Source organism: Marinobacter sp. LQ44 (assembly GCF_001447155.2).
In the GTDB taxonomy this organism is placed as follows: domain Bacteria; phylum Pseudomonadota; class Gammaproteobacteria; order Pseudomonadales; family Oleiphilaceae; genus Marinobacter.
The window spans coordinates 3,659,734-3,684,947 of sequence record NZ_CP014754.1; the positions used below are offsets into that span (position 1 = coordinate 3,659,734).

23 protein-coding genes are annotated in these 25,214 nt (G+C 56.6%); 17 read left to right on the top strand and 6 right to left on the bottom strand.

Annotated features, from left to right (window positions below):
* The first annotated feature begins 6 nt into the window (after positions 1-6).
* From ASQ50_RS16785 to ASQ50_RS16800, 4 genes are all read left to right on the top strand, one after another.
* On the top strand, positions 7-1,257 hold the full coding sequence (locus ASQ50_RS16785) for an ATP-binding protein (protein ID WP_058090657.1): 1,251 nt from the start codon (positions 7-9) through the stop codon (positions 1,255-1,257).
* Positions 1,258-1,319: 62 nt separating this feature from the next.
* The gene (locus tag ASQ50_RS16790) at positions 1,320-3,422 is read left to right on the top strand and encodes a site-specific DNA-methyltransferase (RefSeq protein ID WP_058090656.1); all 2,103 of its coding nucleotides are present in this window, start codon (positions 1,320-1,322) and stop codon (positions 3,420-3,422) included.
* Between the two features lie 27 nt (positions 3,423-3,449).
* Positions 3,450-5,138 carry an AIPR family protein gene (locus ASQ50_RS16795; protein ID WP_058090655.1) on the top strand — a complete coding sequence of 563 codons (1,689 nt, stop codon included), beginning with the start codon at positions 3,450-3,452 and terminating at the stop codon, positions 5,136-5,138.
* Entirely contained in the window at positions 5,135-8,098 is a 2,964-nt protein-coding gene (locus ASQ50_RS16800; protein ID WP_058090654.1) for a DEAD/DEAH box helicase family protein, read from the top strand. Before ASQ50_RS16795 ends, ASQ50_RS16800 begins: the two co-directional genes overlap by 4 nt.
* 66 nt (positions 8,099-8,164) lie before the next feature.
* Here ASQ50_RS16800 and ASQ50_RS16805 read toward each other — a convergent pair whose 3' ends face one another.
* The 3 genes from ASQ50_RS16805 to ASQ50_RS16815 form a co-directional block, all read right to left on the bottom strand.
* A complete protein-coding gene (locus ASQ50_RS16805; protein ID WP_058090653.1) occupies positions 8,165-8,485 on the bottom strand; it encodes a hypothetical protein in 321 nt (106 codons plus the stop codon).
* 2 nt (positions 8,486-8,487) lie between these two features.
* Positions 8,488-8,988 carry a hypothetical protein gene (locus ASQ50_RS16810; RefSeq protein ID WP_058090652.1) on the bottom strand — a complete coding sequence of 167 codons (501 nt, stop codon included), beginning with the start codon at positions 8,986-8,988 and terminating at the stop codon, positions 8,488-8,490.
* Positions 8,989-9,129: 141 nt separating this feature from the next.
* Positions 9,130-10,110, bottom strand: a complete 981-nt coding sequence (locus ASQ50_RS16815; RefSeq protein ID WP_058090651.1) for a D-2-hydroxyacid dehydrogenase — start codon at positions 10,108-10,110, stop codon at positions 9,130-9,132.
* Positions 10,111-10,314: 204 nt separating this feature from the next.
* On the opposite strand from ASQ50_RS16815, the gene ASQ50_RS16820 reads away from it, so the two are divergent.
* From ASQ50_RS16820 to ASQ50_RS16830, 3 genes are all read left to right on the top strand, one after another.
* Positions 10,315-11,541, top strand: coding sequence for a pyridoxal phosphate-dependent aminotransferase (locus ASQ50_RS16820; protein WP_058090650.1), 1,227 nt, complete (start codon positions 10,315-10,317; stop codon positions 11,539-11,541).
* A gap of 6 nt (positions 11,542-11,547) precedes the next feature.
* Positions 11,548-11,739: a CPXCG motif-containing cysteine-rich protein gene (locus ASQ50_RS16825; RefSeq protein ID WP_058090649.1), complete on the top strand. Its 192-nt coding sequence runs from the start codon at positions 11,548-11,550 to the stop codon at positions 11,737-11,739.
* 85 nt (positions 11,740-11,824) lie between these two features.
* A complete protein-coding gene (locus ASQ50_RS16830) occupies positions 11,825-12,397 on the top strand; it encodes a DUF1439 domain-containing protein (RefSeq protein ID WP_058090648.1) in 573 nt (190 codons plus the stop codon).
* A gap of 84 nt (positions 12,398-12,481) precedes the next feature.
* Here ASQ50_RS16830 and ASQ50_RS16835 read toward each other — a convergent pair whose 3' ends face one another.
* The gene (locus ASQ50_RS16835; protein ID WP_058090647.1) at positions 12,482-13,741 is read right to left on the bottom strand and encodes an aspartate aminotransferase family protein; all 1,260 of its coding nucleotides are present in this window, start codon (positions 13,739-13,741) and stop codon (positions 12,482-12,484) included.
* 43 nt (positions 13,742-13,784) lie between these two features.
* Positions 13,785-14,939, bottom strand: coding sequence for an isocitrate/isopropylmalate dehydrogenase family protein (locus tag ASQ50_RS16840; RefSeq protein WP_058090646.1), 1,155 nt, complete (start codon positions 14,937-14,939; stop codon positions 13,785-13,787).
* Between the two features lie 237 nt (positions 14,940-15,176).
* Here ASQ50_RS16840 and ASQ50_RS16845 point away from each other — a divergent pair, with 237 nt between their 5' ends.
* Complete coding sequence (locus tag ASQ50_RS16845) at positions 15,177-15,533, top strand: hypothetical protein (RefSeq protein ID WP_058090645.1); 357 nt, start codon at positions 15,177-15,179, stop codon at positions 15,531-15,533.
* Here ASQ50_RS16845 and ASQ50_RS16850 read toward each other — a convergent pair.
* Positions 15,527-16,429 (bottom strand): LysR family transcriptional regulator, encoded by a 903-nt coding sequence (locus ASQ50_RS16850; protein ID WP_058090644.1) that lies wholly within the window; start codon positions 16,427-16,429, stop codon positions 15,527-15,529. The genes ASQ50_RS16845 and ASQ50_RS16850 overlap by 7 nt on opposite strands.
* A 147-nt stretch (positions 16,430-16,576) precedes the next feature.
* On the opposite strand from ASQ50_RS16850, the gene ASQ50_RS16855 reads away from it, so the two are divergent.
* The 9 genes from ASQ50_RS16855 to napA all read left to right on the top strand — a co-directional run bounded on the left by ASQ50_RS16855 (position 16,577) and on the right by napA (position 25,204).
* On the top strand, positions 16,577-17,788 hold the full coding sequence (locus tag ASQ50_RS16855) for an acyl-CoA dehydrogenase family protein (RefSeq protein ID WP_058090643.1): 1,212 nt from the start codon (positions 16,577-16,579) through the stop codon (positions 17,786-17,788).
* Positions 17,789-18,174: 386 nt separating this feature from the next.
* Positions 18,175-18,996 carry an SDR family oxidoreductase gene (locus ASQ50_RS16860; RefSeq protein WP_058090642.1) on the top strand — a complete coding sequence of 274 codons (822 nt, stop codon included), beginning with the start codon at positions 18,175-18,177 and terminating at the stop codon, positions 18,994-18,996.
* Positions 18,997-19,017: 21 nt separating this feature from the next.
* A complete protein-coding gene (locus ASQ50_RS16865) occupies positions 19,018-20,082 on the top strand; it encodes a phosphotransferase family protein (RefSeq protein WP_058090641.1) in 1,065 nt (354 codons plus the stop codon).
* Positions 20,082-20,771 (top strand): histidine phosphatase family protein, encoded by a 690-nt coding sequence (locus ASQ50_RS16870; protein WP_058090640.1) that lies wholly within the window; start codon positions 20,082-20,084, stop codon positions 20,769-20,771. The genes ASQ50_RS16865 and ASQ50_RS16870 overlap by 1 nt, the downstream gene beginning before the upstream one ends.
* 14 nt (positions 20,772-20,785) lie before the next feature.
* Positions 20,786-21,556 (top strand): SDR family oxidoreductase, encoded by a 771-nt coding sequence (locus ASQ50_RS16875; protein ID WP_058090639.1) that lies wholly within the window; start codon positions 20,786-20,788, stop codon positions 21,554-21,556.
* A 148-nt stretch (positions 21,557-21,704) separates the two neighbouring features.
* Complete coding sequence (locus ASQ50_RS16880; protein WP_058090669.1) at positions 21,705-21,881, top strand: periplasmic nitrate reductase, NapE protein; 177 nt, start codon at positions 21,705-21,707, stop codon at positions 21,879-21,881.
* A gap of 8 nt (positions 21,882-21,889) precedes the next feature.
* On the top strand, positions 21,890-22,387 hold the full coding sequence (gene napF / locus ASQ50_RS16885; RefSeq protein WP_082888510.1) for a ferredoxin-type protein NapF: 498 nt from the start codon (positions 21,890-21,892) through the stop codon (positions 22,385-22,387).
* The gene (locus tag ASQ50_RS16890; protein WP_058090638.1) at positions 22,380-22,703 is read left to right on the top strand and encodes a chaperone NapD; all 324 of its coding nucleotides are present in this window, start codon (positions 22,380-22,382) and stop codon (positions 22,701-22,703) included. The genes napF and ASQ50_RS16890 overlap by 8 nt, the downstream gene beginning before the upstream one ends.
* Complete coding sequence (napA, locus tag ASQ50_RS16895) at positions 22,700-25,204, top strand: nitrate reductase catalytic subunit NapA (protein ID WP_058090637.1); 2,505 nt, start codon at positions 22,700-22,702, stop codon at positions 25,202-25,204. The genes ASQ50_RS16890 and napA overlap by 4 nt, the downstream gene beginning before the upstream one ends.
* The last annotated feature ends 10 nt before the right edge of the window (positions 25,205-25,214 follow it).

Here is a 25,214-nt window from a genome sequence, read left to right on the forward strand (position 1 = left end):
ACCATCATGGACAGAGAAAAGCTGGTTAAAGATCTGCTGTACCAGATTCGCCTCGGGGAAGACTCCGGTTACGAGTTCAAACGCGTTGAAATACGCGGCAACAAGATCAAAGGCCCAGACCAAAAAGACCTTGCCGACGAAATGGCCGCGTTCGCCAACCAGAAAGGCGGCTACCTGATTCTGGGCGTGGACGACAAAACCCGGCAAATCACCGGCATTCCGGCCGACATGCTTGAGGCGGTACAGAAGCGGGTGAAAGACGTCGCCACCGACAACGTGGAGCCACCTTTGCCTATTGCCACCCGGCTGCTGGAGCTGCCCGACGAACACGGCGATATGAAAAACATACTGCATGTGGACATTGAAAAAAGCCTGTTCGTGCACAGCAGCAATGGCCGTTATTTCCACCGGGTAGCTGAATCCAAACAACCCATGAAGCAGGAGTATCTGGCACGGCTGATGATGCAGCGCAGCCAATCACGGTTGATCTGGTTAGACGAGCGCCCGGTGCCTGGCACCCGCTATGAAGATCTGGACCCGAGCCTGTACCGCAAGTTCCTGCGTGAGGAAGGCCAACCCGAACGCACTCAGCTCCGCAAACTTCGCATGCTGGTGGACGACGATGAAGGTAATGAAAAGCTGAGCGTTTCGGGGGTCTTGCTTGGTACCCCAAGCCCGGTCAACTGGCTGCCAAACGCCTATATTCAGGCCGTTTGTTACGCCGGCGACGACCGCGATGCAGACCAGCAAACCGATGCCATGGATTTCACCGGCCCTCTGGATCAGCAAATCAGCGGCGCTCTGGCATTCGTTGAAAAAAATCAGCGCGTGGCCGCCCGTAAACTGCTGGGCCGGGAAGACATTCCCCAGTACAGCCTGACTGCGATCTTCGAAGCGTTGGTCAACGCCGTCGCCCACCGGGATTACGACATTTACGGTGCACATATCCGTCTGCACATGTTTGCCGACCGGCTGGTACTCTGTTCACCCGGCGCTCTGGTCAACACCATGGAAGTGGACGAACTCATGGCCCGGCAGGCCTCTCGCAACCAGCTAATCACCAGCTTGCTTGCCCGTTGCCCCTACGAACACGCCACCATCAACCGGTCCCGCATGATGGACAAGCGGGGTGAGGGTGTGCCGGTGATTCTCAACGAATCCGAAAAGCTCTCTGGCAAACGCCCGGAATACCAGATGGTTGGAGAAGAATTGCAGCTGACCGTCTATGCGGCGAAGAAAGAGTCTTACCGAGACTGACGCCCATCACCTCGGCATTAAGCTATCTGACAGTCTCCCGAATCAAAGGAATTTCCAGCAGTATGAGCACAGTAAACACCCAGATGAACGGCCAGTCCCTGGATATTGCCGAGAAGCGACGCAAAGAGCTCGAACAACTGTTCCCGGGCATTTTCACCGAAACCCTCAATGATCAGGGCGAGCTGAAGGTGACCATTGATCTGGAGCGCCTGAAAGCCGAGCTGGGTGAGTTCACGGATATCTACGACAGCCGTCGCGAACGCTACGGCATGGACTGGCCCGGCAAGCGGGACTGCCTGCGGCTGATCCAGCAGCCCTCCACCGCCACTCTCAAGCCGTGCCGGGAAGAATCGGTGGATTTCGACACCACCGAAAACCTGTTTATCGAGGGCGATAATCTCGAAGTGCTCAAGCTGTTGCAGAAGAGCTACTACGGCAAGGTGAAGATGATCTACATCGATCCGCCCTACAACACGGGAAAGGAATTCATCTACCCGGACAATTTCAGTGAAAGCCTGGACACCTATCTGCAATACGCGGGCCTGAAAGACAGCGAGGGCCGCAGCTTCTCCACCAACACCGCCAACGAAGGCCGCTTCCACACCAAGTGGCTGAACATGATGTACCCCCGCCTGTATCTGGCCCGCAACCTGTTGCGGGAGGATGGGGTGATCTTTATTTCCATCGACGACAACGAAGTGGAAAACCTGCGGCGGATGTGTGACGAGATTTTTGGGGAGGAGAATTTTATTGCCTCTTTGATCTGGGAAAAGGGTCGGAAAAACGATGCGAAGCTTTTCTCAGTTGGACATGAGTACGTTTTAGTTTTCGCGAGATCGCTGTCTTTCTTGAGAGAAAAAGAAATTATTTGGCGTGAGGAAAAGCCGGGAGCGAAGGAGATTTGGGATGAGTATATGGCGATTAAAGGACAGGTCTCAGAGATTCCTGAAATTGAGGAGAGACTGAAAGATTGGTTCAACGGTCTGCCGCAATCACATCCATCTAAGAAGCTACAACGGTATAGACGAGTCGACCAGAATGGTCCTTGGCGTGATGATAATATTTCTTGGCCTGGTGGTGATGGGCCAGATTATGATGTGGTACACCCGAGAACAGGAAAGCCTTGTAAAGTTCCAGAGCGTGGATGGGTATATTCAACCCCAGAAAAAATGCAGGAAATGATCCGCCTGGGAGTAGTTGAATTTAGGGATGATCATACGCAACCTCCGATTAGAAAATCCCATCTTCGGCCGATAAAAGGTGTGGACGAGAACAGTGACGAACTGGCAGAAAATACAGACGATGATGGCTTAGCGGTTAAAGTTCGGGGTAGCTATTTCTATAAGCAGAGCCAAGTCTCAGTGAAGTACCTAAGGTCCTTGATGGGAGCCAAAGTTTTTGACAATCCAAAAGATCACGTCGAGCTTAAGAAGTTAATAAAGTATTGTTGTGGTAATGAGGGCATTGTACTAGATTTTTTCTCCGGTTCAGGAAGCACTGGTGAAGCAGTCTTTGACATTTGTTGTGAGGATGGTGCTGGACTGCGATTCATTCTGGTTCAACTTCCTGAGCCAAATAGAGAAAACGATAAAACTGGTAGCATAGCTCTCAAGCATGGCTACAAAACAATTGCTGATATCTCAAAAGAGAGACTCCGGCGCGCGGGAGACAAGATCCGGAAAGAGAGAGGTAGTGAACTTGATTTTGAGGGGAGGCTGCTCTGCGATCTCGGCTTCAAAGTCCTAAAACTCAATCAAAGCAACTTTAAACTTTGGCAAGCCCCGGCTAAAGACATTTCCGACAAAGAGCTCCTCAAACAAATGGAACTCAACGTCGACCACATCGACCCCAACGCCAGCCAGGAAGATCTGCTCTACGAACTGCTGATCAAGGCCGGTGTGATGCCCACGGAAAAAGTGGAACAGGTCGAGCTGGCCGGGCATACAGTGTTCTCCGTGGCCGAAGGCTCCCTGCTGGTGCATCTGGAAGACGACATCGACCAGGCCCTGATCGACGCCGTACTGGCCAAAGCCCCCGGCCAGTTTATCTGCCTGGACAAAGCCTTCCACGGCAACGACCAGCTCAAAACCAACGCCGTGAAAACCTTCGAGGCCTTTAACCAGGGCAGGGAAAAAATCGACCAGATTGATTTCAAAACGGTTTGAACTGCATCGTCAGACTCAGGAGCGCTCATGGATATTAACGCAAGCATCATCGATCAGAGACTGGACGGTATCGTCAGTGCCAATAGCGACCTGCTGCCAGCAGGTAACGATCCGCAGAAGAAAAAGTCTGCCGCTTTCGTGTTGCTCAGCGCCGCGACGGCACTGGGTATTCCGCTGGAAGAAGCTGCAGAGTACCTCACCGAGGGTGGTGGCGATGCCGGCGTGGATGTGCTTTATGTGGGCGATGTGGAAGATGGCGAATTTCAGGTCACGCTGTTTCAAGGCAAGTACAAACACAAAGACCTGAGTGGTGCTGCGCATTTTCCAGAAAATGGCGTAAAGGCGGCCATTCAGACCATCGGCACTCTGTTTGATCCGGCCAAAGTGCTGGACATGAACGACCGGCTGAAACCGCGCATCGAAGAAGTGCGGTCCCTGATTCGGGACGGGTACATTCCGGTGGTGAAGATGGTGCTTTGCAATAATGGGAATCGCTGGAACGACAGTGCTCAGAAGGTCATTGATGCTGCGGGATTTTCTGCCTCCCAGGTTAACTGGGTGCACTTGAACCACAACGACATTGTGCGGGTGCTACAGAACCAGAAATCGGTGGACGATTCCTTGCCACTGCGCGGTGAAGCCGTGATTGAGGATTTCAACTACCGCAGGGTGTTGATCGGCAAGGTGGCGATTCAGGACATCGCCGACCTGTTCAACCGCCATGGTGATCAGCTGCTGGAACGTAACATCCGCCGCTACCTGGGTATGAATCGTAACCGGGTGAATACGGCCATTCATGACACCCTGGTGAACGACGACCGTCGTAAGAATTTCTACTTTTTCAACAACGGCATCACCATGATCTGCCGGAAGTTCCGCCACAATGCGTTACAGGGCCGGGATTACCAGCTCAAGCTGGAAGGCATTCAGATCATCAATGGTGGCCAAACCTGTAAAACCATACAGCAGACCCTGAACGAGCCGGATCTGTTGCGGGACTTTTCTGAGACCTATGTGTTGCTGCGGCTGTACGAACTTGCGGAAGACGATAAAGAGTTCGTCCAGGATATTACCTACGCTACCAACAGCCAGAATCCGGTGGACCTGAGAGATCTGCGCGCTAACGACGATCAGCAGCGTCGGTTGGAATTGGGCATGAGGGATCTGGGGTTCAACTATCGCCGAAAACGGGACGATACCTCGGTGAAGAGTGATGAGTTGACCAGCTCCGTGGTGGCCGAAGCCGTGCTGGCAGTGTGGCGCCGAAAGCCGTTCCAGGCCAAGTTCCGGCGCAAGGAACTGTTCGGAAAACTGTACGACGAAGTGTTCGATAACCTGAACTCCGCACAGGCCATATTGGCTGCACTGATCTTCCGACTGGTGGAGAACGAGCGCAAGCGCCCGGAGCAGACTAATCCTCCGGTGTTCCTGCCTTATGCGTCTCACTACAAGGCCATGCTGGTGGGGGATTATCTGCTGGAAACCGAAGGTGTTGCCTTGGCTGAGGTCAATCATCGGAACTATCAGGCATTGCTGGATCGTTTGAATCGCCAGTTTGATGAGTTTCAGTATCGCGCACAGGATCAGATTTCCGAAGCGCTGACGGCTCTTTATGGCAAAAGGGAGATATCCTTGCAACAGCTTTCCGCCACCTTCCGGCGCGGTGATCTGATGCAGTACCTGAAACCCGCTGAGGAAGCCGGAGCGGTCCATTGAAACTGAAGTTCAACCCCAATCTGGATTACCAGCAGGACGCCATCGAATCCACCCTGTCTGTGTTCGAGGGCCTGTCCACCTCTGGTGAACCCTATCGCAAGCTGGGCATCGCCAACACCCTGACACTGGACCCGGACAAGCTGCTGGACAACCTGCACCGGGTGCAGGAACAGAATTTCATCGAGAAATCCCCGTACCTGTTCGAGCCCGGGGACGACTACCCGTTCCCCAATTTTTCGGTGGAGATGGAAACCGGCACGGGTAAAACCTACGTCTATCTGCGCAGTATCTTCGAGCTGCATAAGCGCCTGGGGCTGCGCAAGTTCATTATTGTGGTGCCGTCGGTGGCTATCCGGGAAGGCGTGCTGTCGTCCCTGGCCATGATGAAGGAACATTTCCGCAGTCTCTACAACAACGCGCCTTTTGATCACTACGTCTACAGCGCCAAAGACCTTTCCAAGGTGCGCCAGTTTGCCACCGCCAACACCTTGCAGATCATGGTGATTAACATCCAGGCGTTTCAGCGGGACGCAGGGGATGTGCGCAGTTATGACAGCCTGACCCCGGACGAGATCAAGAAGCTTTCAGTGATTCACCGGGAGCAGGACAGGATGTCTGGCGTCAAACCCATTGAGTTTATCCAGGACGTGCGGCCGGTGCTGATCATCGATGAGCCCCAGTCGGTGGATAATACCCCCAAGGCTCGCCGGGCGGTGAACCACCTTAAGCCATTGTTTGCCCTGCGCTATTCCGCCACTCACCGCAACCCCTTCAACGTGGTGTACCAGTTAGGGCCTGTGAAGGCGTATGACATGAAGCTGGTGAAGCAGATCTCTGTGGCGTCTATTCAGTCCCAGAGCAATGTAAACCAGACGTACCTGAAACTGAGCAAGATTGGCTACAGTGGAAAAGCCAAAACACCGTCGGCTTCGGTGATAATTTTTGAGGACACGCCCAACGGCACCCGGGAAAAGACCGTCAAGCTCAAGCAGGGAACGGATCTGTCAGACCATTCCAACCGCCTTGGGTATCAGGGCTATGTGGTGGATGAGATATACGCGGAGCCGGGTGCGGAATTCGTTCGCTTTGCTAACAACGTCATTCTTGAGCCAGAGCAGGAGCAAGGCGGCATCCACGACGATGTGTTGAAAGCGCAGATCCGCCAGACGGTGGAGGAGCACTTCAAGAAAGAGCGCAACCTGCAAAAGCAGGGCCTGGATGTGAAGGTGCTGTCGCTGTTCTTCATCGACAAGGTGGCCAATTACCGCTACTACGACGAACACGGTCATATCCGGAAAGGCAAACTGGCTCGCTGGTTTGAAGAGGCTTACGGCGAACTGGCAGCAAGCCCGCAGTTCAGTGGCCTGCCGAAGCGGAATGTAGAACAGGTGCACAATGGTTACTTTGCCGAGGTTAAAAAGCGCGGCAAAGTGGTGGAACTGAAGGACACCAGTGGCACTACCGCCAGTGACGCCGAAGTCTACGAGCTGATTATGAAGGACAAAGAACGCCTGTTGGACGAATCCGAACCGCTGCGCTTTATCTTCAGTCATTCAGCCCTGAAAGAGGGATGGGACAACCCGAATGTGTTTCAGATTTGCACATTGCGGGAGTTTGGCAGCGAAAAGGAGCGCCGTCAGACCCTGGGCCGTGGTTTGCGCCTGTCCGTCGACGCCAACGGCGACCGGGTTTTTGATCCGCAGGTGAACCGACTGACGGTGGTAGCCAGCGAGTCCTTTGAGGAATACGCTAAAAACCTCCAGACGGAAATGGAGAAAGACATCGGCGGCGGCTTCAAGTTTGGCAGGGTTCCTGTTATCGCCTTTGCGCCGCTGACGATCAACGACACCCAAACTCTGGGTCAGGAAAAATCCCGCCATCTGTGGCAAGCGCTCAAAGCGGAGGGCTACCTGGATGCCAAGGGCGACCTCACCGCCCGTTTCCAGCCGGACGACCTGTACTTCCAGCTGCAAGTGCCACCGGAATACCAGCCGCTGGAAAACGAAATCATCGACCGCCTGCGCAGCTTTATGTTTGCAGGCCGCGTTCAGGACGCCCGCAAACGCACAGCGGTTACCTACAACAAGCGGGTAGAGCTGAACCCGGATTTCAAGGCGTTGTGGGACAACATCAGCCAGAAAACCCGGTATTCTATTCGCTTTGACACCCAGCAACTGATTGATCTGGCAAGCCATAAACTCCAGAACATGCCGGTGGTCAAGCCAGTGACCCTCACCATTGACCATACTCAGGCTAAACTGACCGATGCCGGTTTCGGCAGTGAACGGCAGATTTCCACCACCAAGGAGCGCTATGTCAGCTCCCATGAAGTCTTGCCTGACCTGATTGGCGCCTTGCAGGAACGCACACACCTGACCAGAGGAACCTTGCTGACCATCATTCGGGGCTGCCGCCGCCTGGGTGAGTTCAAAGCAAACCCGCAGGGCTTCATCACCGAAACAGCGCGGCAAATTCAGAAAGCGCTGGATGAGCTGTTGGTGGATGGTATTCGCTACGAAAAACTGGCCGGCGAGCAATACAAGATGGAGCTGTTCGATGAGCCGGAGCTGGAGGTCTATCTGGATCGCTCCTATCAGGTTCAGCATGGCAATCAGGGCAATCAGGTTCAAACACCCTACGATTACATCGAGTGCGATTCGCATATCGAACGGATGACCGCACAGGCGCTTGACGGCGCGGAGAACGTGAAGTTTTTCTGCAAGCTACCCCGCTGGTTCAGCATTCCCACGCCGGTTGGCGATTACAACCCGGACTGGGCGGTCGTACTCGAGGAAGATCGTAAGGTGTATCTGATTCGCGAGACTAAAACCACCCACGATAGCGACAAGCGCCGGCTGGAGGAGAATCTGAAGATTCTGTGTGGCGAAGCGCATTTTGAGGCACTGGGGGGTGTGGACTACAAAGTGGCGGCTTCGGTGGGGGAGGTGACCGCTGTATAATGCCGGAGCCTCATGCGGAACGCTTAATACGTTTGCACAGGCTCCTTTACTCAATCTGACTGTTGTTCATACACCCTGTGCAGCCAAGTGGAATCGGTGCGCCATTCGGTAGGCTGCTGTCCCAATGCACATTGCGTAATGGTCCTTATTTTCGGCGATTGTTTTTAGAAACTTTTTCCTTACCTCTTTGGCCATCCACCTAAAAGCGTTCCTGGCTGGGCCCAGGGGTTCGGGTACGTAGCGCATGGCCTCAGTGCAGCCGCCGGATTCCTGAATTAACTCGTAGGTCAGATTAAATAGCGGCTCATTCGGAAGCCAGCTTGCAGCTTGTTGGCCAAATATCGTAACCAGAAATTGTTGCAGGTGGTCCCTTTCATAAATATCCATACTCATCTCTCCCTGATGTTTCGGATCAGTTCCTTATACTGTTTTTCGGTTCCCGCAATGGTCATCTGATGGATGGCAACGCGATCAAAGATATAGAGGTAACCTTCTTCATTTTGTTGGTTGTAAGTTCCCAAAATCTTGGCATTGCCAACGGTTTCTTCGACTACTTGACCCTCCGGTAGACCGAACTGGCGAGCCTGCTCTTCCGCAAGCACTTGAAGCCATTTAGGCAGAGAGTCTCGCTGGGCAGGAAGGAAGATTGAATGGAGATACACTTCCTCTATGCCCGAGAGGTTGATCTTGGGATAGATCGCGGTTGAGTCTACGACTCGGTGTGACAGAGACCAGTCATCGTATTTGATGATGAGCGTGGTGCTGCTGTGGGATATTAGCTTCGGCTCGGCGTAGTCCAGGGCCAAATCTTGAGACAAGACTAGCTCTCCGGATTGGGCCTGAAAAGCAGTTAATAGTATGCAAAGCAACAGTAACCGTGTTGCCGCCATAAAACCTCCTTGTTTTAATCCAGTCGCAATTCGACGTTCGGAATTTATGCTGGCCGGTTGGCGCATGTCAATCCGAATGTCGTTAGCGAGCGCCCAATGCGAAGTGGGTCTCACGGTTCCCGGAGTGGGAAACTTGAAAGTCTAACTGCCGGCGTACCCAAGCTCCTTGTTAACAAGGTTGAACAGCTCGCCACCCTTGTGCCAGCGGTCAAAGTTCTCCAGGAACTGGTCCGTAAGCGCCCGCTTCCAGCCGATGAAATCGCCCGCCATATGCGCCGTCATAATCACATTATCCCGCTCCCAGAGCGGATGATCCTTCGGTAACGGCTCCTCCTCGAAAACATCCAATGCTGCCCCGGCAATCTCACCATCGTCCAGAGCTTTGATCAGATCATCCGTCTTCACAATCGGCCCGCGTCCGATATTGATCAGCCTGGCTGACTTTTTCATCGCCGCAAACGCCTTGCTGTCGAACAGTCCCTCGGTTTGCGGTGTCAGTGGTGCGGCAATCACCACAAAGTCCGCATGGCTCAGCTGGTCATACAATTCATCGTTGCCGTGCACCGCTACAAAGTCCGGGTCTTTCTGCCGGGGTGTGCGGGCAATGCCATGGGCATGCATGCCTGCGGCGTTAACCAGTCGGCCGATTTGGCGGCCGATGGAGCCGGCGCCCACCACCAGCACCTGCTTGCCTTCGGCCCGCTCCGTGTCTCGATGCTTCCACTCGTGCTTCAGTTGTAAGCGGATGGACCGGGGGAAATCCTTGGCGAACATCAGAATGCTGCACAGCACATACTCGGCGATGGTCCGGTCGAAGATGCCCCGGGCATTGGTCACGGTAACGTCGCCTTTGATCAGCGCCGGGAACATGAGTGCATCGACACCGGCACTGGTGGCGTGAATCCATTTCAACCGGTCTGCGGTTGGCCAGGCGGCTTCCAGAGCTTCAGTCCGGAAATCGGTCACCATCATGACATCGGTGCCGGGCAGGGTGTCCCGGAGTGTCTGTTCATCGCAGGCGAAGCGAACTTCCGCCCTGGCCTGAACGGCTTCGATGCCGGGAGGCGGTGCCTCGCCAGGCGCTGTCAGAACAGTGACAACCGGTTTGTTGGATGCTGTCATTTCACCTCCGTAAGAATCGCAACGATTGGTTTCAGTCCATCGTTGTAGTCTGGTAGGCGAGTGGGTGTGGGTCAACCTGGCTTGACGGATCCATTGCCTCGGCGGGTTTGTTCAGTCTTTCGTCCCACTGGCCTTGTACCGCTGATTTTTACTGACTAACCTGCAGGGGTAGGTCTTTATTTACCCTGTTATCGGGAGGTGCGTATGGCGGAATCCGCGAACAAGGATACCGGCGAGACCAAGCCGCGGAAAGTGAAGTACCGCAAGACCAAGGCCAGCTGGAACCCGGCTATGCAGGCCATTCCTGTTTCGGGGATTCGCCGGCTGGTGAATATGGCATCCACCATGAAGGATGTGATTCACCTGTCGATAGGGCAGCCAGACCTGCCAACACCAAAGCATATTATTGATGCCTATATTGACGCGCTGAACGCCGGCCAAACCGGCTACACCATGGATGCCGGCCTGCCGGAACTGCTGGTGGCCCTGCGGGATTACTATGGCAAGCGCTACAACCGCAAGCTCACCCGCGACAATATTCTGGTAACAAGCGGTGCCACCGAGGCCATGTACCTGGCCATTTCGGCGACCTCGGCGCCCGGTCGTCAGTTTATCGTGACGGACCCGTCGTTCCTGCTCTACGCACCCCTTATCCGGATGACCGGCGGTGAGGTGAAGTTTGTGCCCACCCGTGCTGAGAACAACCACCAGCTGGACCCGGATGATGTGATCCGGGCCATGGGGGCACGAACATTCGCTCTTATCCTGAATAACCCCAACAATCCTACCGGAGCGGTGTATCCCCGCAGTACTGTCGAGACGATTCTCGAGGAGTGCGCCTATCGCGGGATTCAGGTATACGCAGATGAGGTCTATGACCACCTGATCTTTGATGATGATGACTTTGCCAGCGTCCTGAACTGTTCTATGGACCTGGACAACATCATGTGCATCAGCAGCTTCTCCAAGACCTACAGCATGGCGGGTTTGCGGGTTGGTTGGGTCATTTCCAGCCAGGCGGCAATCAAGTCGCTACGGCGCTACCATATGTTTACCACCTCGGTGGCCAATACACCATCGCAGTTTGCCGGCGTGGCTGCCCTGACGGCAGACCAGCAGTGCGTCCGCGACATGGTGGATATTTATCGCGAGCGTCGGGACAAGATTGTGGAGCTGATCGACCAGACTCCCTATCTGACCGGCTACAAGCCCGGCGGCGCGTTCTTTGCTTTCCCGGATTTGCCGCCCCATGTGGATGGTTCTGATCTGGCGCTCCGGATGCTGAAGGAAACCGGGGTATGTGTGGTGCCGGGTGACGCCTTCGGTGAGCACTGCACCAATGCCCTGCGCTTCAGTTTCTCGACCACCTGCGAGCGAATGGAAGAGGCGTTCGACCGGATCATCCCCTGGATGGCCAAGCAGCAGTTCTGAGTTCGCATGTCTGCGCTTGATTCAGTGCTCGTTCAATGCCCTTACTGCTGGGAGACGCTGGAAATCAGCGTCGACCCCTCGGTGGCTGAACAGGAGTATGTCGAGGATTGCCAGGTGTGCTGTCAGCCCATCGTACTGACCGTAACGTTTGATGAACGGCTGACCCCAACCGTGCAGGCCCGTGCTGAGAACGACTGACTCCCTCACCAATCGTTAATCAACACGGCTTGCGTGGAAGGCATGCCTGCCGCAGGATAGGGGGCTCGGTTTCAGAGGAAGAAAAATGAAAACATTCATGCAGGTTCGGGCCTGGTTCCCGGTTCTGGTGCTGGCAGTACTGGCCAGCGGTTGTGCGAGCATTTCACCTTATGCCATCTCCGAGGGCGAGATTGAGCGGCATCTCAAGCGGGCCGTGGCCGACTACGATCGGCAGCATTTGCAGAGTGGATCGCCGCTCAGCCTGAGTCTTAGTGATGCAGATATTACCCTGGGGCCGGATGGTCGCGATGTCGCGGTGATTGATCTTCGGGGGCAGGTGGCTTTGAACGCACTGATGGCCAAGCTGCCGGTGGACCTGGCGCTCAAGGTTGAAGGTGCACCAGTGTATGACAGTCAGGAAAAAGCGGTGTACATCCGCCGGCTCCAGCTTCTGGAGAGCTCCATTGATTCACCCTTTTTCAAGGGCGACCTGGCGCCGGTCACGGACAACGTGATGCGGGTGGTGGCCCAGATGCTGGAAACCATGCCGGTGTATCGCCTCAATGAGGAAGACTTTGCCCAGCGGATGCTGGGCATTGTGCCCGTGGATATCCGTGTTGCCCCCGGGCGCCTGGAGTTTGTCACCGCCGACAGATAATACCGCCGTGGTTCCAGGATAGGCTCTGTGAGAAAGGCCGGATGATGGATATCATCCGGCCTTGTTCGTTTCATGAAATGGGGCTCAGGCGGTGGCTTTCAGGGCCTCCTCGAAGATGCCGGTCGCTTCATCAATCTGGTTCTGGGTGACGATCAGTGGCGGCAGCCATCGGACGATTTCCTGGTAAGGCCCGCAGCGAAGCATCAGTAATCCCCGGTTTTCGCATTCCTTGAGGATCTTGCCGGCCCGTTCGCCATCGGGGCAGTCGCCCCGGCGCATTTCAACTCCGACCATCAGGCCTTTGCCCCGGACATCGGCCATCTCCGGATAATCCTTTTTCAGGGCATGCAAATTGTCCCACAGGCGTTTACCCATGCGGTCTGCGTTTTCCACGAGGCCCTCTTCGCGAATGACGTCGATGGTAGCAATAGCTGCCGCCGCAGCCACGGCGTTGCCTCCGTAGGTGCCACCCTGTGAACCGGGCCAGCCTTTGGACATGGTTTCCTCGGAAGCCGCCAGGGCAGAGATCGGGAAGCCGCTGGCCAGGCCTTTGGCGATCATGATGGCATCCGGGGTTACGCCAAAGTGTTCATGGGCCCAGAACTTCCCGCTGCGGCCGAAGCCGGCCTGCACTTCATCGAACACCAGCATGATGCCGTGTTTGTCGCAGCGTTCCCGAAGGCCCTTCAGGAAGCGGGCGTTGGCGGGTACGTAGCCGCCTTCACCCTGAACCGGCTCAATCAGCATGGCGGCGGTTTCCTTGGGGGCGGAATAAGTTACGAAGATTCTGTCCAGCTCCCGCAGGCAGAAGTCGGTGGCTTCGTCCAGGCTCCAGCCATAGTGAAAAGCGTGTGGAAAGGGGGCAACCACAACGCCACCCATCATGGGGCTGACACCGGCCCGCAGGGCAACGCTGGAGGTGGTCATGGACAATGACCCCATGGTGCGGCCGTGGAAGCCGCCATGGAATACAATCACGTTGGGGCGTCCGGTGGCCTGGCGAACCAGGCGAACCGCGCCCTCGGCCACCTCGGTGCCGGAGTTGGAGAAGAAAAAGGCATTCAGAGGGTCTGGTGTCAGCTCTCCGAGTTTTTCCGCCAGTTCCGGCAGCCTGGGGTTCATTACCGTGGTGGCCTGGGCGTGAATCATGGTAGCCACCTGTTTTTGGGCTGCGGCCACCACTTTCGGGTGGCAGTGGCCGGTGCTGGTGACACCGATGCCGGAGGTGAAATCCAGATACCGACGGCCCTCGGGGTCAATAATATAGGCGCCTTCGCCTTTGGCGGCCGTAATGCCGGTAGCCTGCTTGAGCAGGGGGGACAGTTTGCCTTTATGGTCGGTCATGGGCACCTCCCGAAGTGAATGAAATACCTCTTTAGCAGACTAGTCAGGCCTGCAGGCGTTTACAAATGGCATCGCCAATCTGGCTGGTCGCCCGTTGCTGGTTACCCTGTTCGGCAAGGTCAGCGGCTACTGCGTCGAACAGCTCCTTCCCGGCCTGTGCCAGTTTGGGGTCTTTGCGGCCAAGCCAGTCGAGCATGCGCGCAGTGGTAAACAACATGGCGGTTGGGTCTGCAATGCCCTGGCCGGCAATATCCGGTGCGCTGCCATGGGTGGGTTCGAACATGGATGGCATGTGCGGGTCGGTCGGGTTGAGGTTGCAGGAAGGCGCAACGCCCATGCCGCCAGACAGGACGGCTGCCAGGTCGGTCAGGATATCGCCCTGCAGGTTGCTGGCCACCACTACATCGAACGCCCAGGGGCACTGAACAAACTTCATACAGGCGGCATCCACTAGCTCGTGGTGGGTGGCCACGTCAGGAAAGTCGTGGCTGACTTCCTCAAAGACTTCGGTGTACATGTCACCCCAGTAACGCAAGGCATTACGTTTGGTCACCACACACACCTGGCTTTCACAGCTTCGGCCATCCAGTGTGCGGAAGGCGCGGGTACGGCCTTGCTGCGCCCGCTCACCAGCCCGCTTGCGGGCCTGCTCAAAGCCGTAACGGATGATCCGTTCGGTGGCCCGGCGGGTGAACACTTCCATCTGGGTGGCCACTTCGTCTGGCTTGCCCTGACGCAGTCGCCCGCCCTGGCTGACATACTCGCCTTCACTGTTCTCGCGAATCACCAGCATGTCGATGTCTTTGGCTCGATCATCTTTCAGGTACTGCCTGGCGCCGGGCAACAGTCGCGCAGGGCGTTCACACACCCATTGGTCAAACCCTTTGCGCATGTCCAGCAGGGGGGCCAGCGAAATACTGTCTGGCAGCAGGTAACGCGTAGCGTCGTCGATGGGGCCGGGATCACCCAGAGCGCCCAGCAGGATGGCATCATAGGCCTTAAGCTGGGTCAGTGCGTCTGCCGGCCAGGATTCGCCGTATTCTTCGTGCCAGGCATGGGATGGCCAGGGGAAGCGGGTCCATTCCAGCGCCAGGTTGTGCTTCGCGCGCAGGGTTTCCAGACAGCGGACAGCTTCGGCGACAACTTCCGGACCGATGCCGTCTCCGGGGGTAACTGCGATGCGAGTGGTCTGGGCCATTCCCGAGCCTCCTAACGTGCGGTGTTTGCGGGTTTTTGAACAACAACCCCAGTGTAGTCCTCGGGCTGGCAGATGCCAGTGGTGGTGGCTTTAATTAATTGACGAGGTTTTACGCCCCGTCGGTTGATAGCTATAGTGGAAACTAATTGATTCTTTTAATCTTCCAGCGACATGTATCTGTTTTTGTTCCGGAGCCCGTGTTCCCGGACTGACCACCTAAATGTAAAGGATAACTCTGTGCTGTACCGGATTATTACGCTTGTTGGCGGCCTGGTCTTTGTGGTTGCCCTGTTTGCCCTGCTGTGGTTCTTCTGCAAGAAGTTTCTGGAGCACCATGGTGTCAAAGAGCAGAGTTCGGATCGGGCCATGGTGCTGGCTACCTGGACCTTTGCCGGCATCGCCGTTGGCCTGGTGTTTGCTGTCGTGGGCTCGTTTGTGCTCGGCCCCTGGGCGTTCTATCGCACCTTGCGGGGCCACGACGTGCCAGTGTCAGACGCCGCCGCCATCTGGTGGGGCTTTGGTATTGTAGTGCTTTCCCTGGGCATTATCGCCGCCGGCTTCTTCGGCTTCCTTGCCCTGGTAGGCGCTTACTGATGTTGTGGCAGGCTGCGTAGCAGGTCCCGAAACCACACCAGCGCAGGCTCACGCTCATATGCCCGGTGCCAGTAAAGGTGCACATCAATGGAGGGCATCTGAGCGGGTGGGCTCATCACCTCTATTTCGCCGCGTTCGGCAATAATCCGGGCGTAGGTTTCCGGCATAGTCAACAACAGGTCGGAATTCTCCACCACCCGGCAGGCAGCGTAGTAGTGCTGGCAACGTAGCCTGATGCTGCGTTGAACGCCATGCCGGGACAGCTCAAAGTCCTCGATGCCCGGACCCTCGGTACGGGACGAAACCAGTACATGTTTTGCCTTCAGGTACGCCGGCATATCCAGCCCGTCTTGAATGGCTGGGTGCCCCTTGCGCGCCAACACCACCAGGCGGTCCTGCCGAAGCAGTTCATGGCTGGTCTGATTACTGACCGGCAGCAATACATCAATCGCGAAATCCAGTTTGCCGGCGGCTAACTGGGTTTCCATATCCCGCCTTGGTATCCGCTGGGAGACAATCTCCATGTCCGGGTAGGGTGCCAGTTTGCCCATCAACTGGGGCAGAAAGGTAGACTCCAGTACATCCCGCAACCCCAGTGTGTAAGTCTTGCGCTGACTGGCCGGGTCAAAGGCATGGAACTGGTTTACCGCGCTTTGCACCTGATTCAGCCCCGGCCGCATCGACTCCAGAAACCGGCGTGCTAACGGAGTGGGCACCATCTGGTTACCCTGGCGGGTAAACAATGGGTCATCAAAGTGATCCCGCAGCCGCGCCAGGGAATGGCTCACCGCGGGCTGCGTGAGGTGCAGCGCCCTGGCGGCGCGGGTCAGGCTGCCCTCCCGATAAATGGTATCGAAAACATGCAGCAGGTTAAGGTCCAGTCGATTCAGGGCCATAAGGCGCGTCCGGTTTCGGAATAAGTAAGGGTAATGATAAACGATAAGAACAATTCAGTCGCGTAATAGCACGTTGGCTCCTAGACTGTTTTCCATCTGAACAAAAGTGCGCCCCGGTTGGGGCAGGCAAGCGCGAGGAGCTGCACCATGGATTTCAATATTTCCGAAAAAGGCCAGGATTACCTCAAACGCGTGAAGCAGTTCATGCGTGACGAGATCTTTCCCATTGAAGAGCAGTACCACAAGGAGCTTGCCTCCCTGGAAAACCGCTGGGTGGTGTTGCCGATCATCAAAGAACTGAAAGAAAAAGCCAAGGCCCAGGGCCTGTGGAACATGTTTTTCCCGGACGACAAATACGGCTGCGGCCTGCTGAACTCCGACTATGCCCTGGTTGCCGAAGAAACCGGTCGCAGCTTCATTGCCCCGGAAATCTTTAACTGCAACGCGCCAGACACCGGCAACATGGAAGTGCTGATCCACTACGGCTCGGAAGAGCAGAAAGCCGAGTGGCTGCCAAAACTGCTGAGCGGCGAAATCCGCTCCGCCTTCTGCATGACCGAACCGGCGGTTGCCTCCTCCGACGCCACCAACATGGAAGCGACCGCGATGGTTGAAGGTGACGAAGTGGTGCTCAACGGCCGTAAATGGTGGAGCACCGGTATCGGCCATCCGGACTGCAAAGTGGGTATTTTCATGGGCGTGACAGACCCAGACGCCCAGAAACACCGCCGCCACTCCATGGTGCTGGTGCCGCTGGACACCCAGGGCATCACCGTTGAGCGCATGTTGCCGGTTTTCGGGGCCTACGACGAACCCTACGGCCACGGCCAGGTGTTGTTCGACAACGTACGCCTGCCAAAGAGCGCCATCATCGCCGGCCCCGGCCGAGGCTTCGAAATCGCCCAGGGCCGCTTGGGGCCGGGCCGCGTGCACCACTGTATGCGTGCGATCGGTGCCGCTGAGCGTACTCTTGAGTTAATGATCAAACGCGCCATGACCCGCGAAGCCTTCGGCCGTCCCATCGCCAAGTTGGGTGGCAACCCGGATGTCATCGCCAATGCCCGCATGAACATTGAGCAGGCGCGACTGTTGACGTTGAAGTGTGCCTGGGCGCTGGATACCAAGGGCATTATGGGTGCGCTGCAGGAAGTTTCTATGATCAAGGCCGTGGTGCCTGCGATGCTGCAGCAGATTGTGGATGATGCGATTCAGATTCACGGTGGTGCCGGGGTTAGCGACGATGATTTCCCGCTGACGGCATTGTTCGGTTACGCTCGGGTTCTTCGGTTGGCCGACGGTCCCGACGAAGTTCATCGGGCGATGGTGGCTCGGTTGGAGCTTCGGAAGTATAAGTCCTGATTTTTGGATTGGGTGCTTTGGTTCGCCTGGCCTCTTGATTGGGCGTGGGGTGCCGTCGGGGTGGGGCTTCTGAAACACGCTGTGAATACGTCCGTGTAAGCTCCGCTCCGCCATCCATGGCTCCGCAGGGTTTCAGAAGCCCCACCCCGCCGGCCCCATTCTGAACATCGGTGAGGGCTAGCGAGTAAAGAAATTCTGAACAGCGTACTGAGGTGATCGGGAGCTGATGTCGGGTAGCACTCTCCAAAACCTTGCGGAGCCATGGATGGCGGAGCAGAGCGTACACGGATGTATTCACAGCGTGTTTTGGAGAGTGCTACCCGACAGCAGCTCTTACTCCAATGAAAAAGAAAGTGAACTCCCAAACATAACGGAGAGAAACACCGATGACACAACGGGTATTTATAACCGGCGGGGCCAGTGGCCTGGGCCGGGCGATTGCATTGCGGTATGCCAAAGAGGGCGCGAAAGTCTGCATTGGGGACATTAACCCGGAGCAGGGCGTGGCTGTTGAAGCGGAATTGAATAACGCTGGGGGCGAAGGCTACTTCGTTGAGTGCGACGTCCGCCGCCTGAGCGACTTCGAGAAAGTCCGTGATGACCTGATAGAGAAATGGGGCGGAGTGGACGTTGTGGTTAACAACGCCGGCGTTGCCTCCGCAGGGTCCATTGAAGACACCAGCATCGGTGACTGGGAATGGATTCTCGACATCAACGTGCTGGGCGTCGTGCGTGGCTGCAAAGCCTTCACCCCGCTGTTCAAGGAACAAGGCTCCGGCGCGTTTGTGAATGTCGCTTCCATGGCCGGGCTCATGCTGGCGCCGTTGATGGACAGCTACAATGTGTCTAAAGCCGGGGTGATAGCCCTGTCGGAAACCCTCAGCCAGGAGCTGCGTGATTCCGGTATTCAGGTCAGCTGCGTGTGCCCGGCGTTTTTCCAGACCAACCTGGCGAGCACCATGCGCTCGGACATTCCGGGTATCCAGCAGAACGTAAATAAGCTGATGAAGCGGTCCAGCATCACCGCCGAAGACGTGGCCGAGGATATTTTCCGCAGTGTGAAAGACAAAGACTTCTGGGTACTGCCCCACGCCAAAGAGCGCCGCATGTGGATGCTCAAGCGCCATGCACCCTGGGCGTTTGACTGGCTGATGCATCAGGAAACCAAGCGCTGGATGAGCAAGATGGGTGGCAAGGCGAACGCCTGAATACAGCACAGGAGAGATTGAATGACACAGATCGACCAGGCCGTAGACATCCGGGAAGGCGAAGAGCTGGATATCAGCGCCGTCGACCAGTTCATGAAGCAGGCCATTCCGGGCCTGGAAGGCCAGCCGAGCATCAAGCAATATCCCGGTGGTGCGTCCAACCTGACCTATCAGGTGGATTATGGCGACCAGTCCTACGTGCTGCGCCGGCCGCCGTTCGGCAAGATCGCCAAGTCGGCCCACGACATGCTGCGGGAAGCGCGGGTGATGGACGCGTTGAAGCCCGTTTACCCCTATGTGCCCAACATTGTTGCCATCTGTGACGATCACAGCGTGCTGGGGTGTGACTTCTACGTGATGGAAAGGCTCAAGGGCATCATTCTGCGCCAGGATTTCCCCAAGGATCTCGAGCTGAGCGCCGAAGACACCCGCAAGCTGTGCCTGAACGTAATCGACAAGCTGGTAGACCTGCACACCGTGGACGCCAAGGCGGCTGGCCTCGACAAGCTGGGCAAGGGTGCGGGTTACGTGCAGCGGCAGATTAGCGGCTGGAGCGACCGTTTCCGCAAGGCCCGCACCGAGGATGTCGGAGACTTTGAAATCGTGATGGCGTGGCTGAACGAAAAGATGCCGGACGATATCGCCCAGGTGGTCATCCACAACGATTTCCGTTTTGACAATGTGGTGCTGAACCCGGACAACCCTTTTGAAGTGATCGGTGTGCTGGACTGGGAAATGGCCACCATCGGTGACCCGCTGATGGACCTGGGCAACAGCCTGGCGTACTGGATTGAAGCGGACGACGAAGGCCCATTCCAGATGCTACGGCGCCAGCCCACCCATCGCCCGGGCATGCTGACCCGTAAGGAAGTTGTGGACTACTACATGGAGAAGTCCGGCTTCCGCGCGGATAACTTCGATTTCTACGAGATCTACGGCCTGTTCCGGCTGGCGGTGATCGTCCAGCAAATCTACTACCGCTTCTATCATGGCCAGACCAAAGACAAGCGTTTTGCTGCCTTCGGCCACGCTGCCAATTATCTCGAGAAGCGTTGCCAGCGCCTGATTAGTGAGAGTTCGCTGTAATGGCCACGATCTATCTGGTGCGCCATGGCCAGGCCAGTTTCGGCAAGGAAAATTACGACCAGCTCTCTCCGCGGGGCTGGGAGCAGGGCAGGATCCTGGGGCGCTGGCTGGCGGACAAGGTGGAGCCGGGTGCCATTTTTGGCGGTAACCTGCAACGCCATCGGGAAACCGTTGAAGCGATCACCACCGGTTACGGTGCAAGCCTGCCGGATATGCAGGTGATGGAAGGCCTTAACGAGTTTGATCATCTGGAAGTGGTGGAGCGCCTGCACCCGGAATGGGCGGATAAACAGGTAATGGCGCGGTATCTCGCCAGCTTTCCGAAACCTGCAAGAGCCTTCCAGCAGGCTTTTGAAAAAGCTGTCGCCCGCTGGGTGAGTGGTGAACACGACCACGAATACGCGGAATCCTGGCAGGGTTTCCGGCAACGGGTTAGCACCTCGCTGGATCAAATGATTGATCTGGCGGACGGTGCCGATGTCATTGTCTCCACCTCCGGCGGGCCCATTGCGGTGATTGCCCAGCACCTGCTGGAGTTGTCCGACCACAAGGCGCTGGAGATGAACAACGTGATTGCCAACACCAGTGTGTCCCGCATTCTGTATTCCGGCCCCCGGCGCAGCCTGGCCGTATTCAACAACTATAGCCACCTGGAAGCGGAAGACCCCGCCCTGGTGACATTCCGATAAGCTGAGGGAATTCCATGAGCAACAAAAACCTGTTCGACCTGACTGGCAAAGTCGCCCTGGTAACCGGTGCCAGCCGCGGCATCGGTGAGAGCATCGCCCGCACACTGGCCCACTACGGCGCCCACGTGATCGTCAGTAGCCGCAAGATTGACGGTTGTGAAGCCGTGGCCAGCAGCATCCGTGAAGACGGCGGCAGCGCCGAAGCCTTCGCCTGCCACATTGGTGAAATGGACCAGATCGAAGCGGTTTGGGAGCGCATCGCCAAAGCGCACGGCAAACTGGATATCCTGGTGAACAACGCAGCCGCCAACCCGTACTTTGGCCCAGTGGAAGATACCGACCTGGGGGCTTTCCAAAAAACCGTGGATGTGAACATTCGCGGCTATTTCTTCATGTGTGCCCGTGGCGCCCAGCTGATGAAGAAAAACGGCGGCGGCTCCATTGTAAACGTGGCGTCGGTTAACGGCGTAAACCCTGGCCACTTCCAGGGCATCTATTCGGTGACCAAGGCAGCAGTGATTTCCATGACCAAATCTTTCGCCATGGAGCTGGGCCAGCAGAATGTGCGGGTGAATGCCTTGTTGCCGGGCCTGACCGATACCAAATTTGCCAGCGCCCTGACCACCAATGAGGCCATCAAGAAGCAGGCCATGGCCCACATTCCAATGAAGCGTGTGGCGGATCCGGACGAAATGGCCGGCACTGTGCTGTACCTGGTATCCAATGCGTCCAGCTACACCACCGGGGCCTGCATTAATGCGGATGGTGGTTACCTGACGGTTTAATCACAGTCAGAATGAAAAAGGGCCGGAGAATTCGTCATCTCCGGCCCTTTTTTGTGTCTATACCTCCAAAGAAATACCAAATTTGATTTTTGCCAAGTTTGCTCTGTTTGACTACAGTAATGAATACACACATAAAAAAGGCGGGTTTATGGACGACCTCCAACCACTGACGCCGGAGCAGCGCAAGAGCAGCGAATTCCGGCTATTTATCTTCATCATCGTCTTCCTGTTTCCCATCCTGGCCGTTGCCGTGGTGGGCGGCTACGGCTTCCTGGTCTGGATGTCCCAGATATTCATGGGCCCGCCGGGGCCACCCGGGGGATAGGGGCGAACATGGCTGTGAACGAGTCCCGCCGGCTGTTTCTGCGCGGCGGCAGGGCAGTTGCGTCTGAGTGGCGGCCGCCCTGGACAACCCGGGCCATCACTGACCAGTGCACCCGTTGCGATCGCTGCATTGAAGCCTGCCCGGAAGGCGTGCTGTTTCGTGGTGACGGCGGTTTTCCGCAAACCCGCTTTACTGGCGAAGGCTGCACACTGTGTGGGAAATGCGCCAGGTCTTGCCCGGAACCGGTGTTTGACCTGGCTCGTGAGGCGTTTCCCTGGCGTGCCCAGGTGCAGGATAACTGCCTTGCCAAAGCCAATATCCATTGCCAGACCTGCCGCGACGCCTGCGAGCCAATGGCCATCCGATTTCCACCCAGGCTTGCTCATGTCGCCGTCCCGGAGATTGCCGAAGACGAGTGTACCGGATGCGGTGCCTGCGTCGCCGTGTGCCCTGAAGATGCCATCAGTCTGATTACTCAGGAACAGAGAGAGCCAGCCCATGCCTGATTCGCAGAAAGCCGAAATTCACATTGCCAGTTTTCTGGTACACGTGCGCCCGGAGTCTCTGGACGCTGTTCTTGAACTGCTTGAGCACACGCCGGGCCTGGACGAGGGCACTCGAGACCCGATTGGAAAACTGGTGATTCTGGCAGAGGGTAGTAGCCATCAGGATTTGCTCGGTGCCATGGAGTTGATTGAGAGTGCGCCAGGCGTTCTGGAATGCATTCTGGTTTACCACGAAGTGATGTCGCCCGAAGAGGCGAGCCAACAGTTGATTGCTACAGGACAGTCAGAAACAGAACAACAGGAAGCAATGTCATGAACCTGACACGACGTGAATTCGCAAAAGCCAATGCGCTGGCCATGGCGGCATCTGCTGCCGGCCTGTCGATACCGGCGGCGGCCAGTAACCTGATTACCAATGCCGAGCTCACTGAGCTCAAGTGGAGCAAAGCACCTTGTCGTTTTTGTGGCACCGGTTGCAGTGTGATGGTCGCCACCAGGGACAATCAGATTGTCGCGACCCATGGCGACACGCAATCGGAAGTGAACCGTGGTCTGAACTGTGTGAAAGGCTACTTTCTGTCGAAGATTCTGTACGGTCGCGACCGTCTGACCAAGCCCTTGCTGCGTAAACGCGACGGTAAGTTCCACAAAGAGGGCGATTTTCAGGAGGTCAGCTGGGACGAAGCCCTGGATGTGATGGCAGAAAAATTCACCAGTGCCATCAAGGAGCACGGCCCGGAAAGCGTCGGCATGTTTGGCTCCGGCCAGTGGACCATTTGGGAAGGTTACGCAGCCAGCAAACTGTTCAAGGCTGGCTTCCGCTCCAACAATATTGACCCCAATGCCCGCCATTGTATGGCGTCTGCGGTGGCAGGCTTCATGCGGACCTTTGGGTCCGATGAGCCGATGGGTGTCTATGACGACATCGAAAGCGCTGATGCCTTCGTGCTTTGGGGCGCCAACATGGCGGAAATGCACCCGATCCTCTGGACTCGGGTAACGGACCGTCGCCTGTCCCATCCCGGCACGGAAGTGGCCGTGCTCTCAACCTACGAACATCGCTGCTTTGATCTGGCCGACCTGCCGATGGTGATGGAGCCCCACGCCGATGTGGCAATTCTGAACTACATTGCCAATTACATCATCCAGAGCAACGCGGTGAACCGGGATTTCGTCAGTAAACATACCCGGTTTGTGCGTGGCGCAGACGACATTGGCTATGGCCTGCGACCGGAAGATCCGCGCGAGCAGAATGCCAAGAACGCCAATAATGCCAACGACTGGGAAGACATGTCGTTTGAGGATTTTGCCCGGCATGTCCGTGAGTACGATGTGAAGAAGGCCGCCGAGATCTCCGGCGTCTCTGAGGCTCGGCTCGAACGCCTGGCAAAGCTATATGCCGATCCGGACAAGCGTGTCACCACCTTCTGGACCATGGGGGTAAACCAGCATACCCGCGGCGTTTGGGTGAACAATCTGATCTATAACATCCACCTGCTGACACGCAAGATTGCCACCCCGGGCAACAGCCCGTTCTCGCTGACCGGTCAGCCTTCCGCTTGTGGTACCGCCCGTGAAGTAGGCACCTTCGCCCATCGCCTGCCAGCCGATATGGTGGTGGCCAATCCAGAGCACAGGGCCAAGGCCGAGAAGATCTGGAAACTGCCGGAGGGCACCATCCCGGCCAAGCCAGGTTATCACGCAGTGCTGCAAAGCCGGATGCTGAAAGACAGCAAACTGAAGGTGTATTGGACCCAGGTCACCAACAATATCCAGGCGGGTCCCAATACCATGCAGGAGACCCTGCCGGGCTGGCGTAACCCCGATACCTTTATCATCGTCTCTGATATATATCCCACGGTATCTGCCCAGGCGGCTGACTTGATATTGCCGACAGCAGGCTGGGTAGAGAAAGAGGGGGCGTACGGCAACGCGGAACGGCGCACCCAATTCTGGTACCAGTTAGTCAATGCACCGGGCGAGGCCCGCTCCGATTTATGGCAGACGGTGGCGCTGTCCCAGCGCATCAAAGTGGCAGACGTGTGGCCCGAGGATCTTATTGCCAAGGCGCCGGAGATGCGGGACAAAACCCTTTTTGATGTACTGTTCCGGAATGGCAATGTGGACCGTTATCCGCTTGAAGACCTGAACCCCGATTATGAGAACCAGGAGTCCAAGGACTTCGGATTCTATATCCACAAAGGCATTTTTGAAGAGTATCGCCAGTTTGGTGCCGGTAAAGGCAAAGACCTGGCTGATTTCGAGACCTACCACGCCACCCGCGGCCTGAGATGGCCAGTCGTTGACGGCAAAGAAACCCTGTGGCGCTATCGCGAAGGGTCAGACCCCTACGTGGCGGAGGGCAGTGGTTTCCAGTTTTACGGCAACCCGGACAACCGGGCACGAATCTTCGCGGTACCCCATGAGCCGCCTGCGGAATCTCCGGACGACGAATACCCGTTCTGGCTGTGCACTGGCCGGGTACTGGAGCATTGGCACACCGGTTCGATGACCCGCCGTGTGTCCGAGCTGCACAAGGCGGTACCGGATGCGCTGTTGTACATGAACGCCGATGATGCCCGTGACAAGGGCTGGCGGCGCGGCAGTGAGGTGAAGGTGATCAGCCGCCGGGGTGAAGTCCGGGTTCGGGTCGAAACCCGTGGTCGTGTTCGTATGCCCAAGGGCATGGTGTATGTGCCTTTCTTTGATGCCGGAAAGCTGATCAACAAGGTCACGCTGGACGCAACGGACCCCATTTCCAAACAGACCGACTTCAAGAAGTGCGCTGTCCGTCTGGAACTGGTTAACCTGGCTTAAGGAGACGTCA

What these genes read in the sequence shown, in the direction of transcription:
- napA (WP_058090637.1), top strand. Translation starts at nt 22,700, where the DNA reads ATGAACCTGACACGACGTGAATTCGCAAAAGCCAATGCGCTGGCCATG.
- ASQ50_RS16790 (WP_058090656.1), top strand. Translation starts at nt 1,320, where the DNA reads ATGAGCACAGTAAACACCCAGATGAACGGCCAGTCCCTGGATATTGCC.
- ASQ50_RS16815 (WP_058090651.1), bottom strand. Translation starts at nt 10,110, where the DNA reads ATGACAGCATCCAACAAACCGGTTGTCACTGTTCTGACAGCGCCTGGC.
- ASQ50_RS16830 (WP_058090648.1), top strand. Translation starts at nt 11,825, where the DNA reads ATGAAAACATTCATGCAGGTTCGGGCCTGGTTCCCGGTTCTGGTGCTG.
- ASQ50_RS16810 (WP_058090652.1), bottom strand. Translation starts at nt 8,988, where the DNA reads ATGGCGGCAACACGGTTACTGTTGCTTTGCATACTATTAACTGCTTTT.
- ASQ50_RS16785 (WP_058090657.1), top strand. Translation starts at nt 7, where the DNA reads ATGGACAGAGAAAAGCTGGTTAAAGATCTGCTGTACCAGATTCGCCTC.
- ASQ50_RS16795 (WP_058090655.1), top strand. Translation starts at nt 3,450, where the DNA reads ATGGATATTAACGCAAGCATCATCGATCAGAGACTGGACGGTATCGTC.
- ASQ50_RS16875 (WP_058090639.1), top strand. Translation starts at nt 20,786, where the DNA reads ATGAGCAACAAAAACCTGTTCGACCTGACTGGCAAAGTCGCCCTGGTA.
- ASQ50_RS16880 (WP_058090669.1), top strand. Translation starts at nt 21,705, where the DNA reads ATGGACGACCTCCAACCACTGACGCCGGAGCAGCGCAAGAGCAGCGAA.
- ASQ50_RS16825 (WP_058090649.1), top strand. Translation starts at nt 11,548, where the DNA reads ATGTCTGCGCTTGATTCAGTGCTCGTTCAATGCCCTTACTGCTGGGAG.
- ASQ50_RS16865 (WP_058090641.1), top strand. Translation starts at nt 19,018, where the DNA reads ATGACACAGATCGACCAGGCCGTAGACATCCGGGAAGGCGAAGAGCTG.
- ASQ50_RS16860 (WP_058090642.1), top strand. Translation starts at nt 18,175, where the DNA reads ATGACACAACGGGTATTTATAACCGGCGGGGCCAGTGGCCTGGGCCGG.
- napF (WP_082888510.1), top strand. Translation starts at nt 21,890, where the DNA reads ATGGCTGTGAACGAGTCCCGCCGGCTGTTTCTGCGCGGCGGCAGGGCA.
- ASQ50_RS16870 (WP_058090640.1), top strand. Translation starts at nt 20,082, where the DNA reads ATGGCCACGATCTATCTGGTGCGCCATGGCCAGGCCAGTTTCGGCAAG.
- ASQ50_RS16890 (WP_058090638.1), top strand. Translation starts at nt 22,380, where the DNA reads ATGCCTGATTCGCAGAAAGCCGAAATTCACATTGCCAGTTTTCTGGTA.
- ASQ50_RS16805 (WP_058090653.1), bottom strand. Translation starts at nt 8,485, where the DNA reads ATGGATATTTATGAAAGGGACCACCTGCAACAATTTCTGGTTACGATA.
- ASQ50_RS16850 (WP_058090644.1), bottom strand. Translation starts at nt 16,429, where the DNA reads ATGGCCCTGAATCGACTGGACCTTAACCTGCTGCATGTTTTCGATACC.
- ASQ50_RS16855 (WP_058090643.1), top strand. Translation starts at nt 16,577, where the DNA reads ATGGATTTCAATATTTCCGAAAAAGGCCAGGATTACCTCAAACGCGTG.
- ASQ50_RS16840 (WP_058090646.1), bottom strand. Translation starts at nt 14,939, where the DNA reads ATGGCCCAGACCACTCGCATCGCAGTTACCCCCGGAGACGGCATCGGT.
- ASQ50_RS16835 (WP_058090647.1), bottom strand. Translation starts at nt 13,741, where the DNA reads ATGACCGACCATAAAGGCAAACTGTCCCCCCTGCTCAAGCAGGCTACC.
- ASQ50_RS16820 (WP_058090650.1), top strand. Translation starts at nt 10,315, where the DNA reads ATGGCGGAATCCGCGAACAAGGATACCGGCGAGACCAAGCCGCGGAAA.